The organism is Marinobacter alkalisoli, assembly GCF_045449795.1.
Taxonomy (GTDB): domain Bacteria; phylum Pseudomonadota; class Gammaproteobacteria; order Pseudomonadales; family Oleiphilaceae; genus Marinobacter.
The window spans coordinates 682,879-708,976 of the sequence record NZ_JBJJLB010000016.1; the positions used below are offsets into that span (position 1 = coordinate 682,879).

Genomic DNA, 26,098 nt, shown 5'->3' on the forward strand with positions numbered 1-26,098 from the left:
GGTCGGTCCTCGCCCGGTTACTGCTGCCCAAGTGTAAGAATGCGCTGCATCATGGATTTGGCCGTGTTCATAATGTCCACGTTCATCTGGAAGCTGCGGGATGAGGACATCATGTCGGCCATCTCCTCAACCACATTGACGTTGGGATAGAACACGTAACCGTCTTCGTTGGCAGCGGGATGGTTTGGTTCATAACGCATCTGCAGTTCCGCATCACTCTCGACAATGCCGTCCACACGAACCCCGGCGCCGGGGCCTTCGTCGCTCCCGAACGCCAGATCTTTCTGGTCCGGGTTCAGCATGGACTGCTGGATCGCGGCAAACACGGGCTTGCGTGCCCTATACGTGCCTTCGGTGCTGGAACTGGCGGTTTCCGCGTTGGCAATATTGGATGCCGTGGTGTTCAACCGCAGTGACTGCGCAGTCATGCCGGAACCGGCGATATCAAATATGTTACCCAGGGACATGTTGATGCTCCTCAGCTAGTGGCTGCGCCCGATTACTGACCTGAAAGGGCTTTCTTCAGCCCCGAGAATTTGCCGTCCAGAAACTGGAAGCTCGCCTGGTAGTCCATGGCATTTCTCATGAACCGGCTCTGCTCCTGCTGGGTGTCCACCGTGTTGCCATCCACGGAAGGCTGGTGCGGCACGCGGTAGAGCAGCTCGTTGTCCTGGCCACCGGGCGTCGTATCCATGTGGGCGTCGTGAGTCCGCTCCATGTTGAATCCGCTGACACTCTGCTGTGCCTTTTCCATCATCGCGCGGAAATCGACGTCCCTGGCTTTGTAGCCTGGGGTATCGGCATTCGCGAGGTTGTTCGCCAATACCTCACCACGCTGAACCCTGGCTTCCAGGGCGTGCTGGTGAATACCCAGTGCTTTATCAAAGGAAATTGCCATATTGCCTCCAGAACCTTGTGCCCGGCCCTGCATTGGTTTGCCGGTTCACCTCTTTGCAGTAGACAAAGCAACGTCGATGCCAGTTTTCGGGAGGCTATGAATACAGCGGGCTGGAGAGGGTCAGGCGGCAAATTCGGAGGTCTTGCCGGAAGAGATGGCAGGAGAAGCGGCAATGACTTTCCCCTGTGGACAGATTCGGAAAGGCCCGAACTGAATTGTGGCTTTTCTGTATAACTGTTAACCTTTCGTCGTAGTCCGACTTTCGAAAAACTATAAATGAGCCGGTAGCGAAACCATGAGTGAGCAAAGCGCTTTTCGCAATTTTTCTGAGTTCTATCCGTACTATCTGGAAGAGCACAGCGACTTGACCTGTCGCCGGCTCCATTTTGTCGGCAGCCTTCTTGTTATCATCGTTGCCCTTTACGCCATTGTAACCGCCAAACTGGTCTGGCTGCTGTTGCTGCCCGTGATCGGTTACGGATTTGCCTGGGTCGGACATTTCTTCTTCGAGAAAAACCGCCCGGCGACCTTCAAATACCCATTGTACAGCCTGATGGGGGACTGGGTGATGTTCCGCGACATCCTCATCGGACGGATACGCTTCTGATATGATGAGCGCCCCCGTGGATCTGCGCAATGCCAGCGCCAGCAAGTCCACTGCCGTGGACGCGCAGATTGATCCCATCGCCATTCCGCCGATGCCGGATTACAACGGGCGCATCCTTGGGTTCACCGCCGCGGCCGCCATTATCGCCGCGGGTGTTTTCCAGGGCGCATTTCCCGACTGGATGCTCTGGATGATCGCCGGGGCGCTGATCTGGCCTCACCTGGCGCACCTTCTGACCCGCCGCACCTTCCTCAGACATTCCTCTCGTATCCGCCAGAAAATGCTGATGGTCGATTGCGTGATTGGCGGCGGCTTTGTGGGTGCTATCGGAGCAACGGCCATACCATCCGTGTCGGTCATGATGATGCTGATGTTCAGCTGCCTGATTGTCGGCGGCTTCCGCCAGTGGGTGTTCGGCTCCGTGTTCATGGCGGCATCCCTGTCGGTGGGGCTCGCCATTTTCGGGCCGGCGAAGAGTCTTCAGGCGCCCCTGCTGACCAGCATTCTGTCGCTGCTCGCAACCGGCCTGTATATCTGCGTTACGGCTTTCTATTCCCACCAGCAGGCCCGGGCGCTGATGATGGCCAAGAGCCAGATCCAGAACCAGCGGGAACAGTCCATCGCCCTCTCCCACAAGTTGTCCAAGTACCTGTCTCCCCAGGTCTGGCAGTCAATTTTCACTGGTGAGCGGGACGTGCGCCTGGAAACCCAGCGCAAGAAACTCGCCGTGTTCTTCTCTGACATCAAGGGCTTTACCGAGCTGTCCGAGGAAATGGAACCGGAAGCGCTGACCGAACTGCTCAACCACTACTTCAACGGCATGTCCGAAGTGGCGCTGAAATACGGCGGCACCATCGACAAGTTCGTTGGTGACTCCATTATGGTGTTCTTCGGAGACCCCACCAGCCGGGGTCAGAGGGAAGACGCCTTTGCTTGTGTGTCCATGGCAATCGAGATGCGCAAGCACATGAAGATCATGCGCCAGAAGTGGCGTAGCCAGGGTATCAAGACTCCGCTGGAAATCCGCATGGGCATCAGCACCGGCTATACCACGGTCGGGAACTTCGGCGCGGAAAACCGCATGGATTACACCATCATCGGCAAGGAAGTGAACCTGGCCAGCCGGCTGGAATCCCTGGCCGATCCCGGTGAAATACTGGTGTCCTATGAAACCTTCTCACTGATCAAGGACCGCATCATGTGCCGGGACAAGGGTGAGATTACGGTGAAAGGCTTTGGCAAGCCGGTACCCATTTATGAAGTGGTGGACTTCCGCCGTGACATGGGCCCGAACCGCAGCTTCCTGGAACACGAACACAGCGGGTTTGCCATGTACCTGGATTCCGACAAGATCACCGAAAGGGAACGTCAGGCCATTCTGAACGCCCTGGAAGATGCCGCCGACCGCTTGCGGCAGGAAGAGGAAATTCGCTGACCCCCTCCCCCTTCTGAGTTTTACTGGCGAATCAGCCGGGCCCCGGGACCGTCGTCCGGATCGGTGCTGCGCCAGGGATTGATATCCAACCCGCCCCTGCGGGTATAACGGGCACACACCATCAACGCTTCCGGTTTGCACCTCGCCATAATGTCGGTAAACAGGGTTTCCACGCAGTGCTCATGGAAATCCTGCTTCTGGCGAAAGCTGACGATGTAGCGAAGCAATCCCCTGCGATCCAGTTTCGGCCCGGTGTAACGGATCATCACCGTGCCCCAGTCCGGCTGGCCAGTCACCGGGCAGTTGCTTTTCAGCAGATGCGAGCACAGGCTTTCCGATACCACCTCGCCAGACGCCGACAGGGATTCCGGCGCGTATTCGTAGGTCACATCGTCAACCGTGCCGCCGTCAATCAGTTCATAGCCTTGCGGGCGGCCTTCCGCCATGGCGCCCTCATCCACGCTGCGTATGGTCACCTGCACCGCCGCGCCACTGCCGCTGGACAGATCCCGGGTGATCACATCCGCGACCTGCTCAGGCGACGAAAACACCGCCTGGTTCAGGGAGTTCAGGTACAGCTTCAGAGACTTGGATTCGATAATGTTGGGCGAAGCAGCCGGAAAACGGATTTCCGCCCAGGCCACGGCCGGCACACCATCGGCACGCAACCAGGACACCTCCCAGGCCTGCCAGAGATCCTCCCCGAACCACGGCCAGCGGCCATCCGACAGACCAATGCGGCGACGGTTTTCCTCCCGCGGCACAGGGAAAAGCAGATCCGGATTGTAGCGGTCCGGGTATTCACTGAATTTGCCCAGGGGGGCATCGTTAAGGGCCATGGTGTGTCCTGTTAAAACGGTCCTGAAACTTAGTGGCGAATGCCTTTGCCACGCTTGAGCATCCGCAGCGAGATAGCCGTCAGCAGTGCTATAAACACCAGAATCATACCCAGTGCCACAAAGGGATTCACATCCGATACGCCCAGAATACCAAACCGGAAAGCATTCACCATGTACAGAATCGGATTCACCATGGACACAGCCTGCCAGAAATCCGGCAGCATACTGATGCTATAGAACACCCCGCCCAGATAGGTCAGCGGCGTGAGCACGAACGTGGGCACGATGGAAATATCATCAAACTTGGTGGCCAGCATGGCATTGATAAACCCACCCAGGGCAAACAGCGCCGAAGTCAGGAACACCGTAATCACCACCATCGGCAGGCTATGGATCTCCAGCCGCGTGAACGCCAGCGACAGCAGCGTCACGATCAGCCCGATCCCCAGCCCCCGGGCCATGCCGCCGCAGACATAGCCGGCGAGGATGATCCAGTTGGGCACCGGCGAAACCAGCAGTTCCTCGATGCTGCGCTGGAACTTCATCGAAAAGAACGACGACACCACATTGGCGTAGGAACTGGTGATCACCGCCATCATGATCAGCCCCGGCACAATGAAGGACATATAATCAAAGCCACCCATATCACCGATCCGGGAACCAATCAGGTTACCGAAAATGATGAAGTACAGCGTCATGGTGACTGCGGGTGGCAGCAAGGTCTGGGGCCAGATCCTGGTGAAACGGCGAATCTCCCGGATCACGATGGTGTTGAATGCCGTAACCATTGCCTGGATTTTCATGCGTCACCTCCCTCGACTTCCCGGGCGTTCTCTTCCACCATCCGGATGAACAGCTCCTCCAGGCGGTTGGCCTTGGTCCGCATGCTGACCACCTTGATCCCCCGCTGCTCCAGTTGCACAAAGACCTGGTTCAGGCCCTGGCCCTTCTGGACCTCCACTTCCAGCGCGCCCTCATCACTCAGGCGGCACGGAAAGCCGTCCAGCGCTGGCGCGCCCTCAAATGCGGTTTCGGTATCCAGCACGAAGGTTTCCACATGCAACTGCTGCAGCAGCTCACGCTTGCTGGTGTGCTTCAGAATCCGCCCATGATCGATGATCGCAATGTTGCGGCACAGCGCCTCGGCCTCTTCCAGGTAATGGGTGGTCAGGATAATCGTGGTGCCCTGGCGGTTCATTTCCTCCAGGAAGGTCCACATGGACCGGCGCAGTTCGATATCAACGCCCGCTGTCGGCTCGTCCAGAATCAGTAACTTGGGCTCGTGCACCAGCGCACGGGCAATCATCAGCCGGCGTTTCATGCCCCCGGACAGCATCCGCGCCGGGGTATCCTTCTTGTCCCAGAGCCCCAGTTGGCGCAGGTACTTCTCCGCCGACACCCTGGCCTGCTTCAGCGGGATGCCGTAATAGCCCGCCTGGGTAGTGACGATGTCGAACACCTTTTCGAACTGATTGAAGTTGAACTCCTGGGGCACCACCCCAAGGTTCAGCTTGGCATCGGACAGGTGGGTATCGATGTCGTAACCAAACACCCTCACCTTGCCCCCGGTCTTGTTCACCAGGGAGCACACGATACCCAGCGTGGTCGATTTCCCGGCCCCGTTCGGGCCCAGCAGGGCGAAGAAATCCCCCTGCCTGACGTTCATGTCGATCCCCTTGAGAGCATGAAAACCATCACCGTAGGTTTTGGTCAGCCCCTCGATCTCCAGTGCGTTGGTCATAAACTACCCAGAATAGTGGCGTGTCGGGTCAGCGTGCCCGGCCAAGAGTGTGATGCGTAAAACCAGAAGTCTTTTAAGTTGTGGCGCCAACGGAATTTTCAAGTCGCCGCCATGGAAACCCACCGCCCGGGTAAAACACCAAACTGCGACAGGATTCCCGATATCCCCACGCGCCCGTCCCTATAATGCCGGTTACAACAATTTACAAAAGGCCCGGCAAAACCCGTCGCGTTTGCACCGCAGGCCCCAGGACCAGGGAATGTACGCAAGACCATGAGATCCGTTCAGCTTCTTCGATTATCCCTGCCACTGATGGCAGTGCTCTCATTGTCCGGCTGCCTCGGCGGCGACAGCGGAGGCGGCGGTGATGACACCCGGACCGGCTCACTCACCTACAACGGCATCAGCGGCCTGCACTACACCAGCGCCAGCCGCAGCGAGACAACCGATGACAACGGCCAGTTCCGCTACTACCCCGGGGAACGCCTGACCTTTGCCGTTGGCGACCTCACCCTGGCCAAAGAAGTGCCCGCCGCCGAATTCACGACCCCGCTGGAATTCCTCGCTGACATCCGCGAGAGACTCAGCAGCCCGGGCATTGACGATGAAGGCCTGCGCTCTCACCAGATCACCGAGCAACAGTTGCTGACCGACACCACACTGCTCAACCTCACCCGTTTCCTGCTGGCACTGAACTGGGATGAAACCATTGGGGAAGGCGAAGGCATTGAAATACGCGACCGGGTCGTCAGGCAACTGAACCGGGCACTGCCCGACCTGACCGCGCCCATTGATTTCACCGTCAGCGAAAGCGAGTTCACCGAACGGGGCACCACCCCGTCACCAGCCAACCAGTTACTGGCCGCCATCTGCTTCTACCCGGCGGATGACGAACACTGTCAGACCCCGCCCACCCAGGCCGACATTGATAACGCCATGCCCCGCCCCGAGGATGAAGACCTGCGGGACCCCGACCAGGAGTACCAGGAAGACCTGAAAAGCAGGCGTGACCGCATTCTTGAATCCGTCCGCAGCCTGGAGGACTTTGACGCCGAGGCCGCACAGGACTACCTGACCCGCGAACTGGATGCCATCACCACCGTCATCGGTAACCGCTACTACCTGGGCAGAGAAACCGCCAACCACCCCGCCAGTGAGACCGACATCAAGGAAGCGGGAATCCGCCGCATCAACGGGGAACCGGATCTGGCAGCCATCGAAGCCATGAGCACCCGTGACCAGGATGTGGTGGTTCACTCATTCAGCTGGCAATCGGCAACGGTGGATTACTTTATCGCGGGAGACAGCGGAGGCGAATCGGAAATCATCATCAATTTCCGCCCCGCAAACAGCTATCGCTGGATCAGGAAAAGCCTCAGGGTGATCATCGACTGACTCACCCGGGGGCTTCAGATCGGATCAGGAACCGACCAGTCGCGACAGGTTCCAGCGGGATTCCGTACCGGTGACATCAAAGTGCTCCGGATTGAGCCCTTCCGTGCCATGGGGCAGGCACTCGGCAATGGAAAGGGTCTCGCCGGGGCCCTTGTCCTCGTTGAAACTCGCCAGATCGATGATCTTCGCGGACTGCAACGGTTGCTGGTTCCGGTCCGTCATCACCATGACACGAGGCCACAGGCGACGTTCCGCGGAATGGGACACCACAATCCCACGCTGGCCATTATTAAGCTGAACCAGGCTTCCGGTGGGATAGATTCCGACCGCCTGGATAAATTTCTCAACCAGATCTTCCTGAAACTCGATGTTGCGCATGTCATACAGCAGGTTCACCGCCTTGGCCGGCGTCATCGGTTCGGAGGTTTCCCGGGGGCCAATCAGGGTTTCAAAAAACTCGGCAAGGCCACCGATCTTCGCCAGTAACGGGATGCGATCCCCGCGGACACCTTCCGGGAAGCCCGAGCCGTTGTGGCGCTCCCGATGCCCCTGCACTACGCTGACCACCGCACGGGACACGCCGGTCCCATCCAGCATCGCGACGCCGCGCCCGACATAACTCCGGTAGCGGGCAAATTCATCGGCATCCAGCCGGCCCTCTTTCTTCAGCAGCTCCACAGGCAGTTCGGTCTTGCCCACCTGGGACAACAGGCAACCCAGGCCCAGATGGTTAAGCAGCCCTTCATTCAGGCCAAGATGGCGACCACACACCAGCGCCCATACCGCTGTGTTCATGGCATGCCGGTAGATATAGTCATCGTGTTCACGGGTACGGCTGAGCCACAGCAGAGCATCCGGATTACGAACCACACTGGAGACCATCTTGCGGGTGACGCCTGCCACCTCCCTCAAGTCCAGCGTTTCCTCCCGCTGAACCGAGCCAAACACCCGGCTCAGTGCGGTCTCGACATCGGCGAGCACCCTCCCTGAAACCTTGAGCTCTTTCTTCAGGGTAGCGGTGGTCTCGTACTCGACCGGCTCCTTGATCTGCAACGGCGGCAGCTGAATCACTTCACGGTTGCCACCAAGATTTCTTGCACGCTTTCCAAACACCGGCCCCGCCGGTTTTCCAAGATTCACCTTTTCGCGCAGTTCAGCGATGTCGATAACAACCCACTTGCAGTGGGATCCTACCGACCGGATGTCATCCTGGGAGCGGATAGGAAAGCCCTGGATCGGAAACGGTGTCTGGTGCCACGGCCGGTCCAGCTCGGACACAAACATGCCGACTTCCAAGTCTTGTACGGCGATTTTCCTTTGACGAACGCCCACGACGCGCACCCCTTGAATCAAAATAATCGATACTCACCATTCTGACGCCACCAACGCCAGATTCCATTACATTTTTGTAGTCCAAAGTAACCCAAAAGCAACAGGAGGTAACGCTTGCTATCACGGAGAAACAAAATGTAGCAGCGTGACGGGGCTCACACTTCTGGTACAAAAGTGTCAATCTGCGTCACAAACCGAATCATCCATGACCGGCGGGCGCCCATTCAGCGCGCCCCGTGGCGATGTGCGGATGTGGACCATATACGGCACCGGTGACGCTCGCAGGTAATCAACGCCTTCCTGATCGTCGCCTTCACCGCGGCGGGTGACAGCCGGCCGGCAGGACACCAGCAGCTCCAGGGAAGCACCAATATCCACCACCTTCGCCTCCGCCTCACCGGCGTTCACCGACAGGCACAGGGTTTCGTCGTCCGCCGGCTCGCCACTTGCCGCCACCCGATCAAGACCGGCCCGACCGCAGGCACGGATACCATCGGCGCATTCACCGGCCTCTGCGTGGGAGTCATCCGCCAATCGCCAACTGCGGGTGCTGCACTGGGTCGTCACGGTGATAGGCGTGGACTTGTCCGCCACGAACCACCAGTCCGGATAGTCGGCCGTCTGCCAGTTCAGCATGATCTGGCGCGGATCACCTTCGGAGTTTTCGGCGGGAAACAGGCCATAATGGCTGTAGTAGGAAGCACAACCGCTGAGCACGAACGGCAAACACAGCAGGCACGAAAGCAGCAGACAAAAGCGATGGTTTTTCATGGCGTCGGAATCACGGCTGGAAATGGGTGTTCAGAAACCGCCATTATCCACAGCCAGGCAGGGGAAACCGTTTATTGATCCGCAAATTGCAAACCGAAACCGTCGTTGCTCCGGCGAACCACTTCCATTTCCAGCACCGGCGCGGGAACCGGCAGGCCTTGTACCTGCACTTCCACCTTGTCGCCGATGGCAGCATCAAATGACTCACCCTCAACCACGATGAAAATGCCGCCGTCGGAGATATCCCGGGTGGAGAACACAAATTCCCCCAACAACTCATGGCGCACTTTCACCTTTGCACTCATCGCGGTGCGCCCGAACTCTCTCCGATCCTTGTCAACCATAGACTGCGTATCCACCGATTTTACATGGTTTTTTCTATTCCTCCGAAGCATATCACCATTCATCATAAAAATTGCAATAGTCAACTTGACACAACCACTAACACAAATGAGAATGGTTGTTGTTTTTAATGTCGTCATCATAACAAGACAACGACGGCTCCAACCTGCTGGACAAAGGACATCACACCATGCGAATGAAACTGGCTGCTGCTGCAACCATGGCCCTCTCGGTCATGCCCCTGAGCGCTTCCGCGGAAGGCGAAGTGAACATCTATTCCTACCGTCAGGCTTACCTTCTGGAGCCCCTGCTCAACGCATTCGAGGAAGAAACCGGCATCAAGTCCAACGTGATCTTCGCCAAGAAAGGCCTGGCCGAACGCCTGGAGCGTGAAGGCCGCAACAGCCCGGCCGACGTGGTGATGACCGTTGATATCTCACGCATCAACGACCTGGTCGAGCGTGACTTGGTCGCCAGCCTGGAAAACGACACCCTGGCCAACAACATCCCGGAAAACCTGCGTCATCCGGATGGCAAGTGGTTTGCCCTGACCACCCGCGGCCGCCTGATCTTTGCCTCAAAGGACCGGGTTGAAGAAGGTGAAATCACCACCTACGAAGAACTGGCGGATGACAAGTGGGACAACCGCATCTGCACCCGCAGCGGCAAGCACCCGTACAACATCGCCCTGATCTCCTCCATGATCGCCCACCACGGTGAAGAAGAAACCGAGAAGTGGCTGGAAGGCGTGAAAGACAACCTGGCCCGCAAGCCCCAGGGCGGCGACCGTGACCAGATCAAGGCCATCGCCGAAGGCGTATGCGACCTGGCCATTGGTAACAGCTACTACTACGGCAACATGCTGAACGACGAGAACCAGCGCCCGGCTGCCGAAGCCGTTCGCCTGGTATTCCCCAATGCCGACGGCCGTGGTACCCACGTCAACATCAGCGGTATCCAGCTCACCAAGAGCGCGCCCAACCGCGACAACGCCGTTCGGTTGATGGAATTCCTCTCCACCGAGGAAGCCCAGCGCATCTACGCGGAAGCGAACACCGAATACCCGGCAAACCCGGACGTCAGCCCTTCCGGCCAGGTGGCAGAATGGGGTGAAATCAATCCTGACCAGCTGTCGCTGCAGGAAATTGCCAACAACCGCAATGCAGCCGTCAAACTGGTTGATCGGGTTGATTACGACAACCTGTAAACCGATGTCTGTCTGAAAAGGGTGGGCCTGGCCCACCCTTTTTTGTCTGCGAGGGCCAAAAACCCCGTGGTCGGGTCACACCAGTCATTGCAGGCACAGCCGCAGGTGACTAGAATCGTGGCTCTTTTCAGGAGCACTAAAGGAACGACATGACCGAGGCAGGTACCAGCGGTGAAACCGGGCTAGGTCAACCCCTGCTGGCGAAACGTACCTCCAAGCGGTGGCTCATATCCGCTGCCCTTACCACGGCGATCGTCGCACTCCCGGTTGTATCGGTTCTTTTCCTGGCCCTGTTTCCTGATGAGAACATCTGGCCCCACCTGCTGGACACCACCCTGCCCCGTTACCTGGTCACCACCTTCAAACTGATGGCCGGAGTGGCGATTATTACACTGGTGATCGGACTGGCAACCGCCTGGGCTGTCACCATGTGCGAATTTCCCGGCCGCCGTTTCTTCGAGTGGGCCATGCTGCTGCCCTTCGCGGTTCCCGCCTACGTCATTGCCTATGTGTACACCAGCCTGCTTGACTACGCCGGGCCGGTCCAGAAAGCATTACGGGAGATCTTTGGCTGGGAGAGCGCCAGGGATTACTGGTTCCCGGAAATCCGCAGCCTGGAGGGCGCCACCCTGATGATCGGGCTGGTGCTGTACCCTTATGTGTATCTGCTGGCCCGCGCCGCCTTCCTGGAGCAGTCACCTTCACTGTTTGCCGTCAGCCGCAGCCTGGGGCATTCGGCCATCAGTACGTTTTTCCGGGTGGTTCTGCCCATCGCCCGCCCCGCCATCGCCGTGGGCCTGTCCCTGGTGCTGATGGAAACCCTCAACGATTTCGGCACCGTTGATTTCTTCGCCGTGCAGACCCTGACCGCCGGCCTGTTCGACACCTGGATGAACCTGGGCAACCTCGGCGGCGCCGCGCAGATTGCCACCACCATGCTGATCTTCATGGTGATCCTGGTCACCCTCGAACGCTACTCCCGCCGCCGGCAACAACAGTTCGCGGCGCGCGACAACCGGGATCCGATCCGCCGCTTTACCCTGTCCCGGCCCCGGCAACTGATCTGCATCGCTGTGTGCGCCGCGCCGGTTATTCTGGGCTTTGCGATTCCGGCCATTACCCTGGGCCAGTACGCCTGGGAATACTTTGACGAAAGCTGGAACTCCGAATTTATCCGCAACACCCTGAACAGCCTGTTCCTGTCCGGAACCGCAGCGCTGACCACCCTGCTGATCGGCGTTACCCTGGCCTACAGCCGGCGACTGCACGACACCCGGGGCATGCAGATCATGATGCGCCTCTCCAGCCTCGGCTATGCCATGCCCGGCGCGGTACTGGCGGTCGGCGTGATCATCCCCCTGGCGGGCTTCGACAACTGGCTGGACAGCGTGATGCGGGACACCTTCAACATCAGCACCGGCCTGCTGCTGAGCGGCTCGGCCTTTGCCCTGGTGTTCGCCTATACGGTGCGCTTCCTGGCAGTGTCAGCCGGCAGCGTGGAAAGCGCCCTGCAGAAAATCACCCCAAGTATGGACATGGCGTCCCGCTCCATGGGGCACACGCCCGGCAGCACCCTGGTGCGGGTTCACCTGCCCATGCTTCGGGGCACGCTGATTACCGCCGCGCTGGTGGTGTTCGTGGACTGCATGAAGGAGTTGCCCGCAACGCTGATCCTGCGACCGTTCAACTTCGACACCCTGGCCACCTACGTGTACCAGTTTGCCTCCGATGAACGGCTCGCCCACAGCGCGTTACCGGCGTTGATAATTGTTCTGGCGGGTATTATTCCGATCATCCTGATGAGTCGATCCATCTCGGCCAGCCGCAGCATCGCCTGATGCGCCGCCGGCCCGGGATCAGAGAAGGTCAGAGGATAGGCCTGGAACTGGCGTCCTGAACGACGAAACGGCCCTGAAAGGTGGCTACCGGTGCGCCCTTTGGATCGTTCGTCGGCTCACCGCAGTACACATCCGCGTGCAACGCCAGGCGCCCCTTGCCATGGCGGGCAAGGCTCTTCCTGAAGCGATCTGGTATCTCTCCGGCGGGAAGCCGGCACAGGGCGTAGAAATCTCCCTCCACCGGGGTCAGATAATCCATGCTGCCGCTCTGGACCATCACATTGCCCCGCAGCCCCATATCGGCAATGGCCAGCTCGATCAGCCCCCAGGCGGCCGTGACCGCTACCGAGTAAACGCTGCCACCAAAACCGGTGCCCTGGTGATTGTGATTGGGTTCCAGCGGCGCACTCACCAACAAGGCATGGCCGTCATAGGAAAGCACTTCCAGGCCAAGCGCACGGGTCAGCGGAATGGATTCATGAATGCGTTTCTGGAAACGCTCTAACTGAGTCATAGCCCCTCCTTGATTACCCTCAGTTTATTCCCTTGTCCACGCCAGCCCTATGCGACTTATGTAGGCTTTTTGTCACCAGAATGAAAGAAGCCCGGACGAATCCGGGCTTCCCTGTGGCCATCGGCGGGTTGCCCCGCACGTTAACGGCAGCTATTACTGCCAGATAACCGGCTGGCGCTGAGCGTACCAGCTGTCCACCTTCTCCTCGTAGGCATCTTCCACCACGTTGCGCTTCAGTTTCAGCGTTGGCGTCAGGAAGCTGTTCTCGATAGACCACTCATCACTGACCACGGTAATGAACGCCAGTTGCTCATGGGGGTCAACGGTCTTGTTCACTTCCTGAATCAGGTCCTTGAAGCTGGCTTCCAGCTCCTTGCGGAAAGCCTCATCCGCCAGTTTCGGGCGGGTTTCCTCGCCCAGCATCACCAGCGCGTGGGGCTGGGTCTGGTTGGCGCCGGAGACACACACCATCTCAATGGCATCGTGGGACATCAGGCGGTTCTCAATCGGCGCCGGAGCAATGTACTTGCCCTTGCTGGTCTTGAAGATTTCCTTGATGCGGCCAGTCAGCTTGAGGCGGCCCATCTCGTCGATCTCGCCCTTGTCACCGGTCTTGAGGAAACCGTCTTCGGTGAAGGTTTCGCGGGTTTTCTCTTCGTCCTTATAGTAACCCATCATAGTGGCCGGGCTCTTCACCAGTACCTCACCCTGGTCACTGATCTTCACTTCCACCCCGGGCAGCGCCTCGCCCACATAACCGGTGCGGGAACGGCCCGGCTTGTTCATGTGGGAATAGGCAAAGTTCTCGGACATGCCATAGCCTTCCAGCAACTCAAGACCCAGGTTGCGGTACCAGTCCAGCACATCGTGGGACAGCGGCGCGGAGCCACTGCCGGCCAGCTTCACCTTGTCCAGACCAAGCCCCTTAAGAACTTTCTTTTTAATCAAGCCGCTTACAAGAGGAATCTTAAGCAGTTTATCAAGCTTCTGCTTGGGCAGCTTCTGCAACACGCCGTGCTGGAACTTCACCCACAGGCGCGGCACGGACAGGAACAGGGTCGGCTGCGCACGCTGCAGATCCTGCACAAACGTGTCCAGGGATTCTGCGAAGAACAGCTGGAAACCGGAATACAGCGACCCCAGCTCCACAAACGTGCGCTCGAATACGTGAGCCAGCGGCAGGTAAGACAGCATGCGCTCGTCCGGGCCCACGCCCAACACTTCGGTACCGCCTGCAGCCGCATAGGCCATGTTGCGGAAACTCAGCATAACGCCCTTCGGACGACCGGTGCTGCCGGAGGTGTAAACAATGGTGGCCAGCTCGTCCGCGTCGCGGGTGGTGTTTTCTTCCATCGGCGGGAACTTGGCGACCAGGTCATCCCAGGTTTCGAAATCGTTGGGCGGGCTCAGCGGGTAAGACACGCAACGGACGCTTTCGGGCACGCCCGGCTTCATCATGTCCCAGTCATCCAGCTTGCCAATGAACACCACCTCGCATTCACTGTGATCCAGGATGTAACTGACGGTGTCGGCATTCAGGGTCGGGTACAGCGGTACGGAAATGTGGCCCGCCATCCAGATCGCCCAATCGGACATGATCCAGTGCGCGCAGTTCTTGGAAATAATGCCCACCCTGCTCTTCTCAGGCAGGTTGAGGGACTTCAGGTAAGACGCCATGCGGCGGGCTTCATCAACGGCACGTTTCCAGGTGTATTCAACCACCTGTCCATCGCCCATTGGCTGTGTCATGTACAGGGAATCGGCCTTGGCCTTTTCCCAGTAATACACCATATCCAGGGGGAGTTTGTTTGTTGTGTCCATGGACCTTTCCTTGCTTACAGTTATTTGAGTTATTGGGAACTGCGTGTGTCGCGTGAGAGCCGGCCTCTTTGCGGGCTTATAAGACTTTCGTAGCGTATTGCAACACACCTCCTCTCGTCAAAACGTGATGGCGATAAAGTTATTGCATTTATCATGTTTTTACCGATTTTCTGCAACGCTTTGATACGAATCAGGTAACTTCCCCTACCCCGCTATCTGTTTCCGTGTGGTAAACTTCCGCACCTTTAAAACCATGAATCACCGCTCAACACTCTCGGGAGAAAGGGCTTATGGCCAAGAAGACTCTGCGAACCCTGATTGGTGCAACCCTGCTGGCCGCAGCGGGACTGGCACAAGGCGACGAACCACGGGTGGTTGCCGTCACCCAGATTGTGGAACATCCGGCCCTGGATGCGGTTTACCAGGGGGTCAGGGATGAACTGGCCGAAGAGGGATTCACCGAAGGCGATAACCTTGAGGTCATGCATGAGAGCGCCCAGGGCAACGCCGCCATCGCCTCTCAGATTGCCCGCAAATTCGTGGGCAACGGCCCCGATGTCATCGTTGCCATCGCCACGCCTTCAGCGCAAACCATGGCCGCTGCCGCCCGCAACATCCCCATGGTGTTCGCCGCCGTCACCGATCCGGTAGGCGCCAAACTGGTGAAGAGCCTGGAAGCCCCGGGCGCCAACATCACCGGCGTTACCGACATGCTGCCGATCGAGCACCACATTGACCTGCTGGAGCGCCTGGTACCGGATGCCAAGACCATCGGCACCGTTTATAACCCCGGTGAAGCCAACGCCGTCGCCCTGGTGGAATTGCTGGAAGAGCGCCTGGAAGCCCGCGGGCTGACACTGGCCAAGGCCGCCGCCACCAAAACCTCCGAAGTGCTGGGCGCGGCCCGCTCCCTGGTGGGCAAGGCCGATGCCATCTACCTGACAACTGACAACACCGTGATCAGCGCCGCCGAAGCCGTGGTTTCCGTGGGTGAGCGCGCCAAGATCCCGGTATTCGCAGCGGACACCGCCACCGTCAGCCGTGGCGCCGTTGCAGCCCTCGGCTTCGACTACTACGACCACGGCCGCCAGGCCGGCAGCATGGTGGCGCGGGTACTGAACGGCGCCAACCCGGGAGAGATGCCGGTTGAATCCGTTGACACGCTGAACCTGTTCGTGAATCCCGCAGCAGCCGAGCGCATGGGCATTACCCTGTCCGAAGATGTGCTGAACGATGCCCAGGAAATCGTCAAAAGCGATAAGTAACACCTGACTCACTACGGGCGGGCCTCACAAGGGCCCGCCCGTATTCTTTTACAGCGAATATTACCCATGCTCAGTGACATTGCTCTATACGGCGCTATCGAGACCGGTCTGATCTACGGTCTGGTCGCCTTCGGTATCTACCTCTCTTTCCGGGTCCTGGATTTTCCAGACCTGACCGTCGACGGCAGCTTCCCCCTCGGGGCGGCCGTCGCAGCCATGCTGATTCTTGCCGGCTGGAATCCCTGGATTGCCACCGGCGGCGCCATACTGGCCGGCATGGCCGCCGGTGCGGTCACCGCCCTGCTCAACGTCAAGCTGAATATTCTTAACCTGCTGGCGTCCATCCTCACCATGATTGCGCTCTATTCCGTGAACCTGCGCATCATGGGCCGCCCCAACGTGGCGCTGTTGACCGAGGAAACCGTGCTCACGCCCTGGTACGACCTGGGGCTGGCCTACCACCAGGTGCCGGTGCTGCTGTTCGTGATCGTGGTATTCGTATCCCTGATCCTGCTGTGGCGATTCATGAAATCCGAAACCGGCCTGGCCATGCGTGCCACCGGCGCTAACGCCCGCATGGCCCGGGCCCAGGGCATTGCCACCGGCGGCATGATCATTCTCGGTGTTGCCCTGTCCAACGGCCTCGTTGGCCTGGCGGGCGCGCTCTTCGCCCAGAGCCAGGGCGCAGCGGACGTCACCATGGGTGTGGGCGTGATTGTGATCGGCCTGGCGTCGCTGATTGGCGGCGAAGCGGTGATTACCCCCAACACGGTGATCAAGGCTCTGATTGCCTGCGTGGTGGGCGCCATCATCTACCGGCTGGCCATCGCCTTCGCCCTGAACGCGGAATTCCTCGGCTTGCAGTCCCAGGATCTCAACCTGATCACGGCGGTACTGGTCACCCTGGCCATCGTATTGCCCGGTGTGCGCACCTCGGTTGCCGCCCGCTTCACCCGCAAAAAAGCCTGAGAGGTACAGCATGATTAGCGCAACGGATCTCAGACTGACGTTTGGCAAGGGCACGCCCCTGGAAAACCCCGCACTGCGGGGCATGAGCCTGACCGTCAACCAGGGTGAGTTTGTCACCGTGATCGGCAGCAACGGCGCCGGAAAATCCACCTTCCTCAACGCCCTCGCCGGCGAAGTGATGGTGGACAGCGGCAAGATCATTGTCGACAACCAGGACGTCACCAAACTGCCCACCCACAAACGCGCGGGCAGCGTTGCCCGAGTATTCCAGGACCCGCTGGCCGGCACCTGCGAAGGGCTGAGCATTGAGGAAAACCTGGCCCTGGCCATCAAGCGCGGCCAGCGCCGTGGGCTGACAGCCGCGGTGAAGAAAGAGTACATGGAGCAGTTCCGCAACAGCCTGTCTTCCCTCAAGCTCGGGCTGGAAAACCGCCTGGGCGACAAGATGGGCCTGCTTTCCGGTGGTCAGCGCCAGGCCGTCAGCCTGCTGATGGCCAGCCTGACGCCCTCCGCCATCCTGCTGCTGGACGAGCACACCGCCGCCCTGGACCCGAAAACCGCCGCCTTTGTCCTTGAACTTACCACCCAGATCATCGAGGAGCAGAAACTCACCGCCCTGATGGTCACCCACAGCATGAAGCAGGCGCTGGAAGTCGGTGACCGCACCGTGATGCTTCACCAGGGCGAAGTGGTGTTTGATATCGAAGGTGAGAAGCGCAAAGGTCTGGAGGTCAAAGACCTGCTGGGACTGTTCGAAAAGCAACGGGGGCTGGAAATCGACGACGACAGCCTGTTGCTGGACTGACAGACTCAACCCCGGAACCACAAAAAGGCGGGACAGGGTCCCGCCTTTTTTTCGGCCATTTTTTAACCACAACATGTTGTGCTTTGTAGGCCAAACGTCCAACCTGGCGATTTTCCGGGCAATTCCCCGGATTCAAGCCCTTTTCCATTGATTTTCTTTGCCTGAGACCCACAAGCGATAGTTGTCTTCTTATTCACAGACCACTATATCCTGTTATACTCATCCGAAAGACGCCCATATATAGGGTCGCATGGATATTTTCTGACCATCGCCCAAATAAGCCGCCAGGGTCGCCACGGCCGCCAGCTACAGGCATGGCCCTTCCCCGGAAAACGGCAAAAAGACCGGCGAGGTCAACACCACATATAGTGGTTTTGTTCAAAAAGAGCGCAATCCGGCCAGGACACACACCCTGGCCCGTAAAAATCAGCACGTTCCAACTGGGGTATGGTTGTATTCGGGGTCACCGACAGCCATTTATTAAGACATACTGGAAGATTGAGGGTGGCAATGAACGCTAAAGCACAGGCAGTGATAACAACAATTCCAATGCAGGAAGCTTCGCTCGACATCTGGAGCAGCAAGTATCAGCTCAAGACCAAAACCGGCGAACCCGTCGATAAGGACATCAACGCTACCTACGAACGCGTAGCGACTGCCCTTTCCCAGGTGGAAGCCAAGGCCAACCGCGCCAAACACATGAAGGACTTCATCTGGGCCCTTCAGCACGGCGCAATCCCGGCAGGACGTATTACCTCCAACGCCGGCGCCGAGGCCCACAAACCGGCCACCTCCACCATTAACTGTACCGTGTCTGGCTCTGTTCAGGATTCCATGAACGACATCCTGGAAAAGAACCACGAAGCCGGCCTGACCCTCAAAGCAGGCTGCGGCATCGGCTACGAATTCTCCACCCTGCGTCCCCGTGGCGCCTACGTGGCCGGCGCCGGCGCAACGACGTCTGGCCCGCTGTCGTTCATGGATATCTTCGACCGCATGTGCTTCACCGTGTCTTCCGCCGGTGGCCGCCGTGGCGCACAGATGGCCACCTTCGACGTTCACCACCCGGACATCATCGACTTCATCCAGGCCAAGCGTGAAGACGGCCGCCTGCGCCAGTTCAACCTGTCGCTGCTGATCACCGAAGACTTCATCGAAGCCGTCCGCAACGGTGACGACTGGCACCTGTCCTTCCCGGTCACCGAGAAGGAAGTGGAAGAAGAAGGCCTGGACCTGAACGACCCGGAACAGTTTGTGTACCGCGACTTCCCGATTCTGGAAGGCTACGTGGTCAACGATGAAGGCAAGGTTGCGTGCCGCATCTACCGCACCCTGAAAGCCCAGTTCATCTGGGACACCATCATGACCAGCACCTACGACTACGCAGAGCCCGGCTTCATCCTGATCGACAAGGTCAACCAGATGAACAACAACTGGTTCTGCGAAGACATCCGCGCCACCAATCCCTGTGGCGAGCAGCCCCTGCCCCCGTACGGCAGCTGCCTGCTGGGCTCGGTGAACCTGACCAAGTTCGTGGACTACCCGTTCACCGACAAGGCCAGCTTCAACTATGAGAAGTACCGCAAGGTGGTGGGCATCTTCACCCGCATGCTGGACAACGTGGTGGAGATCAACGGCCTGCCGCTGGAAGAACAGCGCCACGAAATCACCTACAAGCGCCGCCACGGCATGGGCATCCTCGGTTTGGGTTCCACCCTCGCCATGCTGCGCATGCCCTACGGTTCTGAAGAATCCGTACAGTTCACCGAAGAAGTGGTGCGCGAGATGGCCGTGGAAGGCTGGCGCCAGTCCCTGGCCCTGGCCGAAGAGAAAGGCCCGGCGCCGATCATGGACGACGAGTTCGAAATTACCCCCAAGATGCTGTCCAAGTGCCCGCAGCTGAGCGAAGACGGCTACAAGCTGGGCGACAAGCTCAAGGGCAAGCTGCTGCACGCCAAGTACAGCCGCTACATGCAGCAGATTGCCGGCGTGGAACCGGAGCTGATCGAGAAACTGGCCGAGAAAGGTGGCCGCTTCACCCACCACACCTCCATCGCGCCGACCGGCACCATCAGCCTGTCACTGGCCAACAACGCCAGTAACGGCATTGAGCCGAGCTTCTCGCACCACTACGCCCGGAACATCATCCGCGAAGGCCGCAAGACCAAGGAAAAAGTCGACGTGTTCTCCTTCGAACTGCTGGCCTACCGCCACCTGGTGAACCAGGGCGCGATGCCGTTCTCCGAGGACGAAGACAAGAAGCTGCCAAGCTACTTCACCACCTCCGACGACGTCACGCCGACGCAGCACGTGGACATCCAGGCCGCGGCCCAGAAGTGGGTGGATTCCTCCATCTCCAAGACCGCCAACGTGCCTACGGACTTCGCCTACCCGGACTTCAAGGGCATCTACATGTACGCCTACGACAAGGGCCTGAAGGGTTGCACCACCTTCCGCTTCAACCCCGAAGCGTTCCAGGGTGTACTGGTGAAAGAGAAAGACCTGGAAAACACTCTGTATGAATTCACACTGGACGACGGCAGCAAGGTGACCCTGAAGGGCAACGAACAGGTGGAGTACGACGGCGAGATCCACAACGCCGCCAACCTCTTCGACGCCCTCAAAGAAGGCACCTACGGTAAATATTGATCCGGGAACCCGACACAGGACAACGAACATGACAGTTAAAATCAGCAACAAAATCGTCGGCTACCGCGTAAAGAAAGCCGACCCCGAAGCCACCGAACACCAGGCGCCGGTGCACGCGGAAACCAAGCCCGTTGAGATGAACGAATACATCGAACGGCCGGACTTCCTGCTGGGCACCACCTACAAGATCAAGCCGCCGATCGCCGAGCACGCGATGTACATCACCATCAACGACATCCTGCTCAACGAAGACACCGACCACGAAAGCCGGCAGCCGTACGAAGTGTTCATCAACTCCAAGTCGATGGAACACTTCCAGTGGGTAATCGCCCTCACCCGTGTTATCTCTGCGGTCTTCCGCAAGGGTGGCGACGTGACCTTCCTGGTGGAAGAGCTGCGCAGCGTGTACGACCCCAACGGCGGCTACTTCAAGAAAGGCGGCGTATTCATGCCGTCCCTGGTGGCTGAAATCGGCGCCGTGATCGAGAAGCACCTTAAGGCCATCGGCCTGCTGGAAAACGAGGAAATGAGCGAAACCACCAAGCGCATCCTCGCCGAAAAGCGCGCCGAATTCGAAGCCGGCCACTCCACGGCCACCAACGACGAAAAAGCCAGCGACTACCCCGCCAACGCCACCATGTGTGGCAAGTGCAGCACCAAGGCGGTGATCGTGATGGACGGGTGTGCGACTTGCCTGTCTTGTGGTGATAGTAAGTGTGGTTGAGGTGATTGACCGGTGATTGATGAGAGGGCCTGGAGTGAAAACTTCGGGCCTTTTTTGTTTGGGGCATTTATCAGCGATCGCGTTACTTTTATTGGTTGCTATTCACAGCCTTTCAGTATGTCGCTGATGACTCGCATGGAGCCACGCCACATGCCCAATAACCCGGAGTGGCCTGAGAAGAAGGTGGATCCTGATACCCTTGCAGGACTGGGCTGCCAAACAAGGTCATTGCATGAGGCGCGCGCTTCGCCCAGGCTCATGAATTCCACACGTTAGATGCTAAGGAATCGACACTCGTGGCTAAGATTAAGCGTTCGCCGCTAAAGAATCCAAAGAAATGGACAGATCTTAATCGAGATACAAATGAGATTGGTAATATTATTTTGCCAGTAGCGATAGGCGCTTTTTTTGGAAACTTAATTCTTCCTGGAATTGGGGGGGTAGCTCTGGGTAGCCTAGCTGGGGGAGCATATAAAGCCACATCTGATAAGGGGAAGAAAATGGCAAAGATACCTGTCTTTTATAGCTTTCACTTTAATAACGATGTAATGAGAGTTCAGCAAATTAGAAATATTGGTAGTATTGAAGGAAACTCGCCAACCACTCCTAATGAATGGGAAAAGCTTAAGCGGACGGGCAAGCGGGCGGTTGAGAATTGGATTGATCAAAACATGAAGTATAAGCGATGTATTATCGTTTTGATCGGGAGTGAAACTGCAGACAGGCCTTGGGTTGAGCACGAAATCATCAAGGCATGGAATGACGGAAAAGCGCTGATAGGCATTCACATTCATAATGTAAAATGCCCCCGAAATGGAGCTGATAGAAAAGGTAGAAATCCATTCGATTTAATAAAATTCGACGATGGACGGAAGCTGTCGAGTGTAGTTCCTTGCTACGACCCAGATCCGGTCAGTGCTTATAGAGATATATCAAACAACATCTCTAGATGGATAGTGCATGCAATTCAGAACAAGGCCAATTGATATGAAAAACGCTCAAGTTGATGTTAATCCCGAATCAGCATCGATTCAAACTCACTTAGGTATATTGCAAAATGTTATACAAAGAATGGCATCTAATAGTGCTTCATGCAAAGCATGGTGCGTCACTTTGGTTTCAGCTGTATTGGTAATCGTCGCAGATAAAGGAAGGCCAGATTATGCATATGTAGCTTTTTTGCCTACGATTGTTTTTTCCGCTCTCGATGCATACTACCTTGCACTGGAAAAAGCATTTAGGTGCGCATATAATGACTTCATATCTAAGTTACACAAGAAGTCATTATCAGAAATAGACCTTTATTCCGTCTCTCCCAAAGGGAATATGTCGAATTTGCAGTGGGAGTCATTTAAGTCCTTTTCCGTTTGGGGTTTCTACGCTTCGTTAGGAGCTTTAATCTTTATCATCAAAATAATCGCTATCGGTTGAGTTGTAAATTGGAGAATGGTAGTGGTAGATTTCGTAACATTTAGCGATCTAAAACGTTTTACTAGCGAACTAAACCTCAATGAGCAGAGAATAATAAAGTCTACTGCATCAACAAAAAGTTCGAAGGACACGTTTTTGTCTCATTCTTCGAAAGACGCAGAATATCTTCCTGGGGTTATAAAACTTTTAAAAAATCACGGAGCATCCGTATATTGTGACCTTGGTGATGAACGAATGCCGGAGGATCCCAGTCCAGAAACAGCGCAAATAATAAAAAGTCAGATCGTCGCCAGTAGAAGGCTTGTTGTTTTTGTAACCACCAATAGTAAAGATTCAAAGTGGGTTCCTTGGGAACTTGGTGTTGGTGATATTAGCTTGTCGTCTGACAATGTCGCATTGCTTCCGGCAGCCCAAAATAGTTCTGAACAGTCTTGGGCGAAGCAAGAATATATGGGTCTGTATAGACATATAGTGCATGGGATGATGAAGGGAGAACCAAATCCTCTCTGGATGGTTTATGACTACAGGAATAATGTTGCAACAAAACTTAGCGATTGGTGTAGAAAATAAAGCTAAAATCATCTAACAATCGTATCTTGTCGGACTTGGACATAATCAGATTTCAGGTAAATCACAATCAGGAAATTATTAAATGCTCGAAGCAGTAATCGCTGGGTTGGCCGCTGTGGCTCTTGGTATTGCCGCCAACATTCTCACACCGCACGTTCAAGAAAAACTCAGCCTACAGAGACCCACAAATCCGTCACCACCTGTACCAAGAGTGGCCCCTAGTCCAGATTCTTCCGATGAGGATCTCGCAGCATGGCGTGCGAAAAATAGAAGCAAACTCAACCTTTTTTCATGGCAGGTTTATGTCTACGGGGTGTCGTTTTTTGCCATGTTTGCGGCGATCAATATCCCGCTTACCTGGGTTGCTGGAATTGGTACCAAAGCTCTGGATTTAGAAACGACGCGATTGTCATTAAACTTAGTTTTGCAAAGTGAACAGTTTTCCACCGTTTCTGCAATCGGGGCGATGGCTCTATACATACCTTGCTGGTATCTGTCACAAAAAGTTGCCAACCTCATCACGGCAATAACTCTGCGATATTCCGACGTAAACGAAACGCGTTATGCGGCGTTCGTCGGGCTTGGAATGTTTTTTATGGCCCTTATTGTCGCAGGCCACACGATTTTTCTTTTGAACCCGGACAATAGTTATTTAGCATCCGTTGTGGCCCCTTTCTTGGCCGTTCTGGTAATCGGAGCCTTTATTTCTGGACGCCGTTGAAATGCCTAACCACATATGAGCCACCCCAACCAGAAATCAGCCGGGAGAGCCCAGAGTCCCAACGTTGCTGGCCATGCCTACGCTGTGATGAGGGTCTGGTTCGCATGGTCCGTCAGATCCCCCGGTTCAGAATAGCAGCCGTGCCGACTGCCTAGCCTTCCTGTTGCTCCTGATCTGGCGGGTGAAAGCCTACAGTTCCTTGTGAACTGGGCTTCTGTACGGTCCAGGACTGGAAAAAGCAGTATCTGCGGGGTAGTCTGAATGAAACCATAACAAGGAACCGCCCCATGAAGGATATAACGCGGCCCATGTTCGCTGGTGCTGATGCACCCCGGCAACCAGACTCACCGCTCCATCTCCTGCCTGCGAATTACTTTATCCTTATACGCCGCCCGATAGCAGCGGCCCTGGCGGCTTAGTCCAACAGACATTTAAAGGTCATGCTGCGCACGACCATTAAATGCTTAGGTGTTATGAACATAGGGAGGGAGTCTTGTGTCGATCGCACTAGTCCATAAGCAGATAGATAAATTTCTCGGAAGCACGACTCCTGAAGTTCTCGCAATTCGAGGAAAATGGGGCGTAGGAAAAACGTTTACGTGGAATCAATTCTTGGTTGACGCAGCACATCGCAATGCAGTTGGCTTGCAACGCTATTCCTATGTTTCTCTCTTTGGTATCAATTCCCTCGATAACCTGAAATTTTCAATGTTTGAACAAGTTGTCGATATCGAGGCAATTGATCACAAGCCGAGCATTGATACCTTTAGGAAAAGTACAGAAACCTTAGGAAAGTCTCTAGGAAGGAAGTCAATTAGAGTTATCCAAGGGCTGCCATATGTTAAAAACGTTTCTCTTGCTCTTGAAGCTGTTTCATTTCTCTTCTTGAAAAACACGATTATTTGCATTGATGATCTAGAGCGAAAGGGTGATGGCCTAAAAATACGCGATGTTTTGGGTTTGGTTTCTTTGCTAAAAGAACAAAGAGACTGCAAGGTCGTTCTTATACTCAACGATGATTCCTTCGAAGAAAATGAAAGTGAACACCTAGATCGATATCGCGAAAAGGTGATTGACTTTGATGTCCTATTCTCTCCTACCTCAGAGGAGTGTAGCGAGATAGCGCTGAATGAAGATTTTGAATATTTGGATATTTTAAAGAAAAATGTATTAAGTTTAGGAATAAGTAACATAAGAGTAATAAGAAAAATGTTATTCCTTTCAAGATCTGTAGTTCCTCTTCTCAAAGATTACGAGGCTGAAGTCACCCATCAAGCCATACATAGCCTCGTGTTGTTCTCGCTCTGCCACTTTCAACGAGACGATAGTTCGATTCCATCGATAGACTATGTAAAGCATATCGGATACTCACTCTGGGGCCTTGAGGAAGATGAAGAAAAAGACGAAGAGAATAAGTGGAATTCTTTGTTGCGTTCTTATAATTTTCAAAACTGTGATGAGTTTGATTTAGAGGTAGCTGATGCAGTGGTTAGGGGTTTTTTTGATGAATCTAAACTTGTTTCTAACGCTAATATTATCAATGAAAAAATAGTCGCAGACAAGGTAGAAGGCTCGTTCAAGCAAGCTTGGGAAAAATATCATCATTCATTTGATGATAACGAAGAAGAACTTGTCTACGCATTGTATGAGGGTTTTAAGAAAAGCTCAAAGTACATAAGTCCCCTTAACTTAAATGGAACAGTAGGACTTTTTCGGGATTTGGGGCATGGTGATAAGGCTGATGAACTAATTGAACTTTATGTTGCAGAGAGAGAGGGCAATCCAAAATCGCTCAATCTTGAAATTTACCCATTTTCAGACGATATTCGTGACAAAAAAATAATTGAAAGATTTGAAGAGGTTGCAAGCAAAGCTGTTGATAATCGCTCTTTAGAAGACGTTGTCAGCAGCTTAGTTGGCAGGAACGGATGGAATCGATCTGATATTGAGGTTCTATCGCGGGCATCTGTGGAAGATTTCTACTCACTATTCAAAGGCACGAAAGGTCCGCAGCTAGGTCGTTATGTCGAGGTTTGTTTGCAATTTTTCCGGATCGGCGATATTGGCGATAAAGAAAGAAAGGTTTCAGAGAACGCGAGAAACGCTTTAATAAAAATTGGAAAAGAGAGCGCGCTGAATAGGAGACGAGTTTCAAAGTTTGGGATCAAAGTGGATGACTGATCATAACCAGTGCAGGCACAGCGACGCCCATTACATTGCGCCT

Annotated in this window: 25 protein-coding genes and 1 pseudogene; 16 read left to right on the forward strand and 10 right to left on the reverse strand. The window is 55.9% G+C overall.

Annotated elements, in window-relative coordinates:
• Nucleotides 1-17: 17 nt before the first annotated feature.
• Entirely contained in the window at nt 18-467 is a 450-nt protein-coding gene (gene flgC, locus ACJO3M_RS07650) for a flagellar basal body rod protein FlgC (RefSeq protein ID WP_407000781.1), read from the reverse strand.
• Between the two features lie 32 nt (nt 468-499).
• Complete coding sequence (gene flgB / locus ACJO3M_RS07655; protein WP_407000782.1) at nt 500-898, reverse strand: flagellar basal body rod protein FlgB; 399 nt, start codon at nt 896-898, stop codon at nt 500-502.
• 295 nt (nt 899-1,193) lie between these two features.
• Here flgB and ACJO3M_RS07660 point away from each other — a divergent pair, with 295 nt between their 5' ends.
• Together ACJO3M_RS07660 and ACJO3M_RS07665 are read left to right on the forward strand one after the other, a co-directional pair.
• Complete coding sequence (locus tag ACJO3M_RS07660; protein ID WP_407000783.1) at nt 1,194-1,505, forward strand: Mpo1-like protein; 312 nt, start codon at nt 1,194-1,196, stop codon at nt 1,503-1,505.
• Nucleotide 1,506: 1 nt separating this feature from the next.
• Nucleotides 1,507-2,940, forward strand: coding sequence for an adenylate/guanylate cyclase domain-containing protein (locus tag ACJO3M_RS07665; RefSeq protein WP_407000784.1), 1,434 nt, complete (start codon nt 1,507-1,509; stop codon nt 2,938-2,940).
• Between the two features lie 20 nt (nt 2,941-2,960).
• Here the strand turns inward: ACJO3M_RS07665 and queF are convergent, their stop codons facing one another.
• Genes queF through ACJO3M_RS07680 form a run of 3 tightly spaced genes read right to left on the reverse strand, consistent with a single transcriptional unit; the run spans nt 2,961 to nt 5,520 of the window.
• Entirely contained in the window at nt 2,961-3,779 is an 819-nt protein-coding gene (gene queF / locus ACJO3M_RS07670; RefSeq protein WP_407000785.1) for an NADPH-dependent 7-cyano-7-deazaguanine reductase QueF, read from the reverse strand.
• 29 nt (nt 3,780-3,808) lie between these two features.
• Complete coding sequence (locus ACJO3M_RS07675; RefSeq protein ID WP_407000786.1) at nt 3,809-4,582, reverse strand: ABC transporter permease; 774 nt, start codon at nt 4,580-4,582, stop codon at nt 3,809-3,811.
• Nucleotides 4,579-5,520, reverse strand: a complete 942-nt coding sequence (locus ACJO3M_RS07680) for an ABC transporter ATP-binding protein (RefSeq protein ID WP_407000787.1) — start codon at nt 5,518-5,520, stop codon at nt 4,579-4,581. The genes ACJO3M_RS07675 and ACJO3M_RS07680 overlap by 4 nt, the downstream gene beginning before the upstream one ends.
• 273 nt (nt 5,521-5,793) lie before the next feature.
• On the opposite strand from ACJO3M_RS07680, the gene ACJO3M_RS07685 reads away from it, so the two are divergent.
• Entirely contained in the window at nt 5,794-6,915 is a 1,122-nt protein-coding gene (locus tag ACJO3M_RS07685; RefSeq protein WP_407000788.1) for an organic solvent ABC transporter permease, read from the forward strand.
• Between the two features lie 24 nt (nt 6,916-6,939).
• Here the strand turns inward: ACJO3M_RS07685 and ACJO3M_RS07690 are convergent, their stop codons facing one another.
• The 3 genes from ACJO3M_RS07690 to ACJO3M_RS07700 form a co-directional block, all read right to left on the reverse strand.
• Complete coding sequence (locus ACJO3M_RS07690; protein WP_407000934.1) at nt 6,940-8,256, reverse strand: cyclic di-GMP phosphodiesterase; 1,317 nt, start codon at nt 8,254-8,256, stop codon at nt 6,940-6,942.
• A gap of 168 nt (nt 8,257-8,424) precedes the next feature.
• The gene (locus ACJO3M_RS07695; protein ID WP_407000789.1) at nt 8,425-9,018 is read right to left on the reverse strand and encodes a hypothetical protein; all 594 of its coding nucleotides are present in this window, start codon (nt 9,016-9,018) and stop codon (nt 8,425-8,427) included.
• Between the two features lie 71 nt (nt 9,019-9,089).
• Nucleotides 9,090-9,362: a PilZ domain-containing protein gene (locus ACJO3M_RS07700; protein WP_407000790.1), complete on the reverse strand. Its 273-nt coding sequence runs from the start codon at nt 9,360-9,362 to the stop codon at nt 9,090-9,092.
• 188 nt (nt 9,363-9,550) lie between these two features.
• Between ACJO3M_RS07700 and ACJO3M_RS07705 the strand changes: the two genes are divergently transcribed.
• Nucleotides 9,551-10,567, forward strand: coding sequence for a Fe(3+) ABC transporter substrate-binding protein (locus ACJO3M_RS07705; protein WP_407000791.1), 1,017 nt, complete (start codon nt 9,551-9,553; stop codon nt 10,565-10,567).
• Between the two features lie 149 nt (nt 10,568-10,716).
• Nucleotides 10,717-12,405: an ABC transporter permease gene (locus ACJO3M_RS07710; RefSeq protein WP_407000792.1), complete on the forward strand. Its 1,689-nt coding sequence runs from the start codon at nt 10,717-10,719 to the stop codon at nt 12,403-12,405.
• A gap of 28 nt (nt 12,406-12,433) precedes the next feature.
• Here the strand turns inward: ACJO3M_RS07710 and ACJO3M_RS07715 are convergent, their stop codons facing one another.
• Both ACJO3M_RS07715 and ACJO3M_RS07720 read right to left on the reverse strand, forming a co-directional pair.
• The gene (locus tag ACJO3M_RS07715; protein WP_407000793.1) at nt 12,434-12,919 is read right to left on the reverse strand and encodes a thioesterase domain-containing protein; all 486 of its coding nucleotides are present in this window, start codon (nt 12,917-12,919) and stop codon (nt 12,434-12,436) included.
• A 153-nt stretch (nt 12,920-13,072) separates the two neighbouring features.
• Nucleotides 13,073-14,740: an AMP-binding protein gene (locus ACJO3M_RS07720; RefSeq protein ID WP_407000794.1), complete on the reverse strand. Its 1,668-nt coding sequence runs from the start codon at nt 14,738-14,740 to the stop codon at nt 13,073-13,075.
• A gap of 290 nt (nt 14,741-15,030) precedes the next feature.
• On the opposite strand from ACJO3M_RS07720, the gene ACJO3M_RS07725 reads away from it, so the two are divergent.
• From ACJO3M_RS07725 to ACJO3M_RS07770, 11 genes and pseudogenes are all read left to right on the forward strand, one after another.
• Nucleotides 15,031-16,005: an ABC transporter substrate-binding protein gene (locus tag ACJO3M_RS07725; RefSeq protein ID WP_407000795.1), complete on the forward strand. Its 975-nt coding sequence runs from the start codon at nt 15,031-15,033 to the stop codon at nt 16,003-16,005.
• A gap of 66 nt (nt 16,006-16,071) precedes the next feature.
• Entirely contained in the window at nt 16,072-16,974 is a 903-nt protein-coding gene (locus ACJO3M_RS07730; protein ID WP_407000796.1) for an ABC transporter permease, read from the forward strand.
• Between the two features lie 10 nt (nt 16,975-16,984).
• Nucleotides 16,985-17,779 carry an ABC transporter ATP-binding protein gene (locus tag ACJO3M_RS07735; RefSeq protein ID WP_406984212.1) on the forward strand — a complete coding sequence of 265 codons (795 nt, stop codon included), beginning with the start codon at nt 16,985-16,987 and terminating at the stop codon, nt 17,777-17,779.
• Nucleotides 17,780-18,289: 510 nt separating this feature from the next.
• Entirely contained in the window at nt 18,290-20,428 is a 2,139-nt protein-coding gene (locus tag ACJO3M_RS07740; RefSeq protein WP_407000797.1) for an adenosylcobalamin-dependent ribonucleoside-diphosphate reductase, read from the forward strand.
• Nucleotides 20,429-20,456: 28 nt separating this feature from the next.
• A complete protein-coding gene (locus tag ACJO3M_RS07745; protein WP_407000798.1) occupies nt 20,457-21,152 on the forward strand; it encodes a TSCPD domain-containing protein in 696 nt (231 codons plus the stop codon).
• A gap of 296 nt (nt 21,153-21,448) precedes the next feature.
• Complete coding sequence (locus ACJO3M_RS07750; protein ID WP_407000799.1) at nt 21,449-22,138, forward strand: TIR domain-containing protein; 690 nt, start codon at nt 21,449-21,451, stop codon at nt 22,136-22,138.
• A 1-nt stretch (nt 22,139) separates the two neighbouring features.
• Nucleotides 22,140-22,583 carry a hypothetical protein gene (locus tag ACJO3M_RS07755; RefSeq protein ID WP_407000800.1) on the forward strand — a complete coding sequence of 148 codons (444 nt, stop codon included), beginning with the start codon at nt 22,140-22,142 and terminating at the stop codon, nt 22,581-22,583.
• A gap of 21 nt (nt 22,584-22,604) precedes the next feature.
• A complete protein-coding gene (locus ACJO3M_RS07760) occupies nt 22,605-23,153 on the forward strand; it encodes a toll/interleukin-1 receptor domain-containing protein (RefSeq protein WP_407000801.1) in 549 nt (182 codons plus the stop codon).
• Nucleotides 23,154-23,235: 82 nt separating this feature from the next.
• Nucleotides 23,236-23,874, forward strand: a complete 639-nt coding sequence (locus ACJO3M_RS07765) for a hypothetical protein (RefSeq protein ID WP_407000802.1) — start codon at nt 23,236-23,238, stop codon at nt 23,872-23,874.
• Between the two features lie 17 nt (nt 23,875-23,891).
• Nucleotides 23,892-24,029: pseudogene (locus ACJO3M_RS19260) on the forward strand (IS91 family transposase); the annotation flags it as partial.
• A 340-nt stretch (nt 24,030-24,369) separates the two neighbouring features.
• Complete coding sequence (locus tag ACJO3M_RS07770) at nt 24,370-26,055, forward strand: P-loop NTPase fold protein (RefSeq protein ID WP_407000803.1); 1,686 nt, start codon at nt 24,370-24,372, stop codon at nt 26,053-26,055.
• Nucleotides 26,056-26,098 lie beyond the last annotated feature (43 nt).

Bases quoted from the DNA above. Each gene is read 5' to 3' on its own strand.
- flgC (WP_407000781.1), bottom strand. From the start codon at position 467: ATGTCCCTGGGTAACATATTTGATATCGCCGGTTCCGGCATGACTGCG.
- flgB (WP_407000782.1), bottom strand. From the start codon at position 898: ATGGCAATTTCCTTTGATAAAGCACTGGGTATTCACCAGCACGCCCTG.
- ACJO3M_RS07660 (WP_407000783.1), top strand. From the start codon at position 1,194: ATGAGTGAGCAAAGCGCTTTTCGCAATTTTTCTGAGTTCTATCCGTAC.
- ACJO3M_RS07665 (WP_407000784.1), top strand. From the start codon at position 1,507: ATGATGAGCGCCCCCGTGGATCTGCGCAATGCCAGCGCCAGCAAGTCC.
- queF (WP_407000785.1), bottom strand. From the start codon at position 3,779: ATGGCCCTTAACGATGCCCCCCTGGGCAAATTCAGTGAATACCCGGAC.
- ACJO3M_RS07675 (WP_407000786.1), bottom strand. From the start codon at position 4,582: ATGAAAATCCAGGCAATGGTTACGGCATTCAACACCATCGTGATCCGG.
- ACJO3M_RS07680 (WP_407000787.1), bottom strand. From the start codon at position 5,520: ATGACCAACGCACTGGAGATCGAGGGGCTGACCAAAACCTACGGTGAT.
- ACJO3M_RS07685 (WP_407000788.1), top strand. From the start codon at position 5,794: ATGAGATCCGTTCAGCTTCTTCGATTATCCCTGCCACTGATGGCAGTG.
- ACJO3M_RS07695 (WP_407000789.1), bottom strand. From the start codon at position 9,018: ATGAAAAACCATCGCTTTTGTCTGCTGCTTTCGTGCCTGCTGTGTTTG.
- ACJO3M_RS07700 (WP_407000790.1), bottom strand. From the start codon at position 9,362: ATGGTTGACAAGGATCGGAGAGAGTTCGGGCGCACCGCGATGAGTGCA.
- ACJO3M_RS07705 (WP_407000791.1), top strand. From the start codon at position 9,551: ATGCGAATGAAACTGGCTGCTGCTGCAACCATGGCCCTCTCGGTCATG.
- ACJO3M_RS07710 (WP_407000792.1), top strand. From the start codon at position 10,717: ATGACCGAGGCAGGTACCAGCGGTGAAACCGGGCTAGGTCAACCCCTG.
- ACJO3M_RS07715 (WP_407000793.1), bottom strand. From the start codon at position 12,919: ATGACTCAGTTAGAGCGTTTCCAGAAACGCATTCATGAATCCATTCCG.
- ACJO3M_RS07720 (WP_407000794.1), bottom strand. From the start codon at position 14,740: ATGGACACAACAAACAAACTCCCCCTGGATATGGTGTATTACTGGGAA.
- ACJO3M_RS07725 (WP_407000795.1), top strand. From the start codon at position 15,031: ATGGCCAAGAAGACTCTGCGAACCCTGATTGGTGCAACCCTGCTGGCC.
- ACJO3M_RS07730 (WP_407000796.1), top strand. From the start codon at position 16,072: ATGCTCAGTGACATTGCTCTATACGGCGCTATCGAGACCGGTCTGATC.
- ACJO3M_RS07735 (WP_406984212.1), top strand. From the start codon at position 16,985: ATGATTAGCGCAACGGATCTCAGACTGACGTTTGGCAAGGGCACGCCC.
- ACJO3M_RS07740 (WP_407000797.1), top strand. From the start codon at position 18,290: ATGAACGCTAAAGCACAGGCAGTGATAACAACAATTCCAATGCAGGAA.
- ACJO3M_RS07745 (WP_407000798.1), top strand. From the start codon at position 20,457: ATGACAGTTAAAATCAGCAACAAAATCGTCGGCTACCGCGTAAAGAAA.
- ACJO3M_RS07755 (WP_407000800.1), top strand. From the start codon at position 22,140: ATGAAAAACGCTCAAGTTGATGTTAATCCCGAATCAGCATCGATTCAA.
- ACJO3M_RS07765 (WP_407000802.1), top strand. From the start codon at position 23,236: ATGCTCGAAGCAGTAATCGCTGGGTTGGCCGCTGTGGCTCTTGGTATT.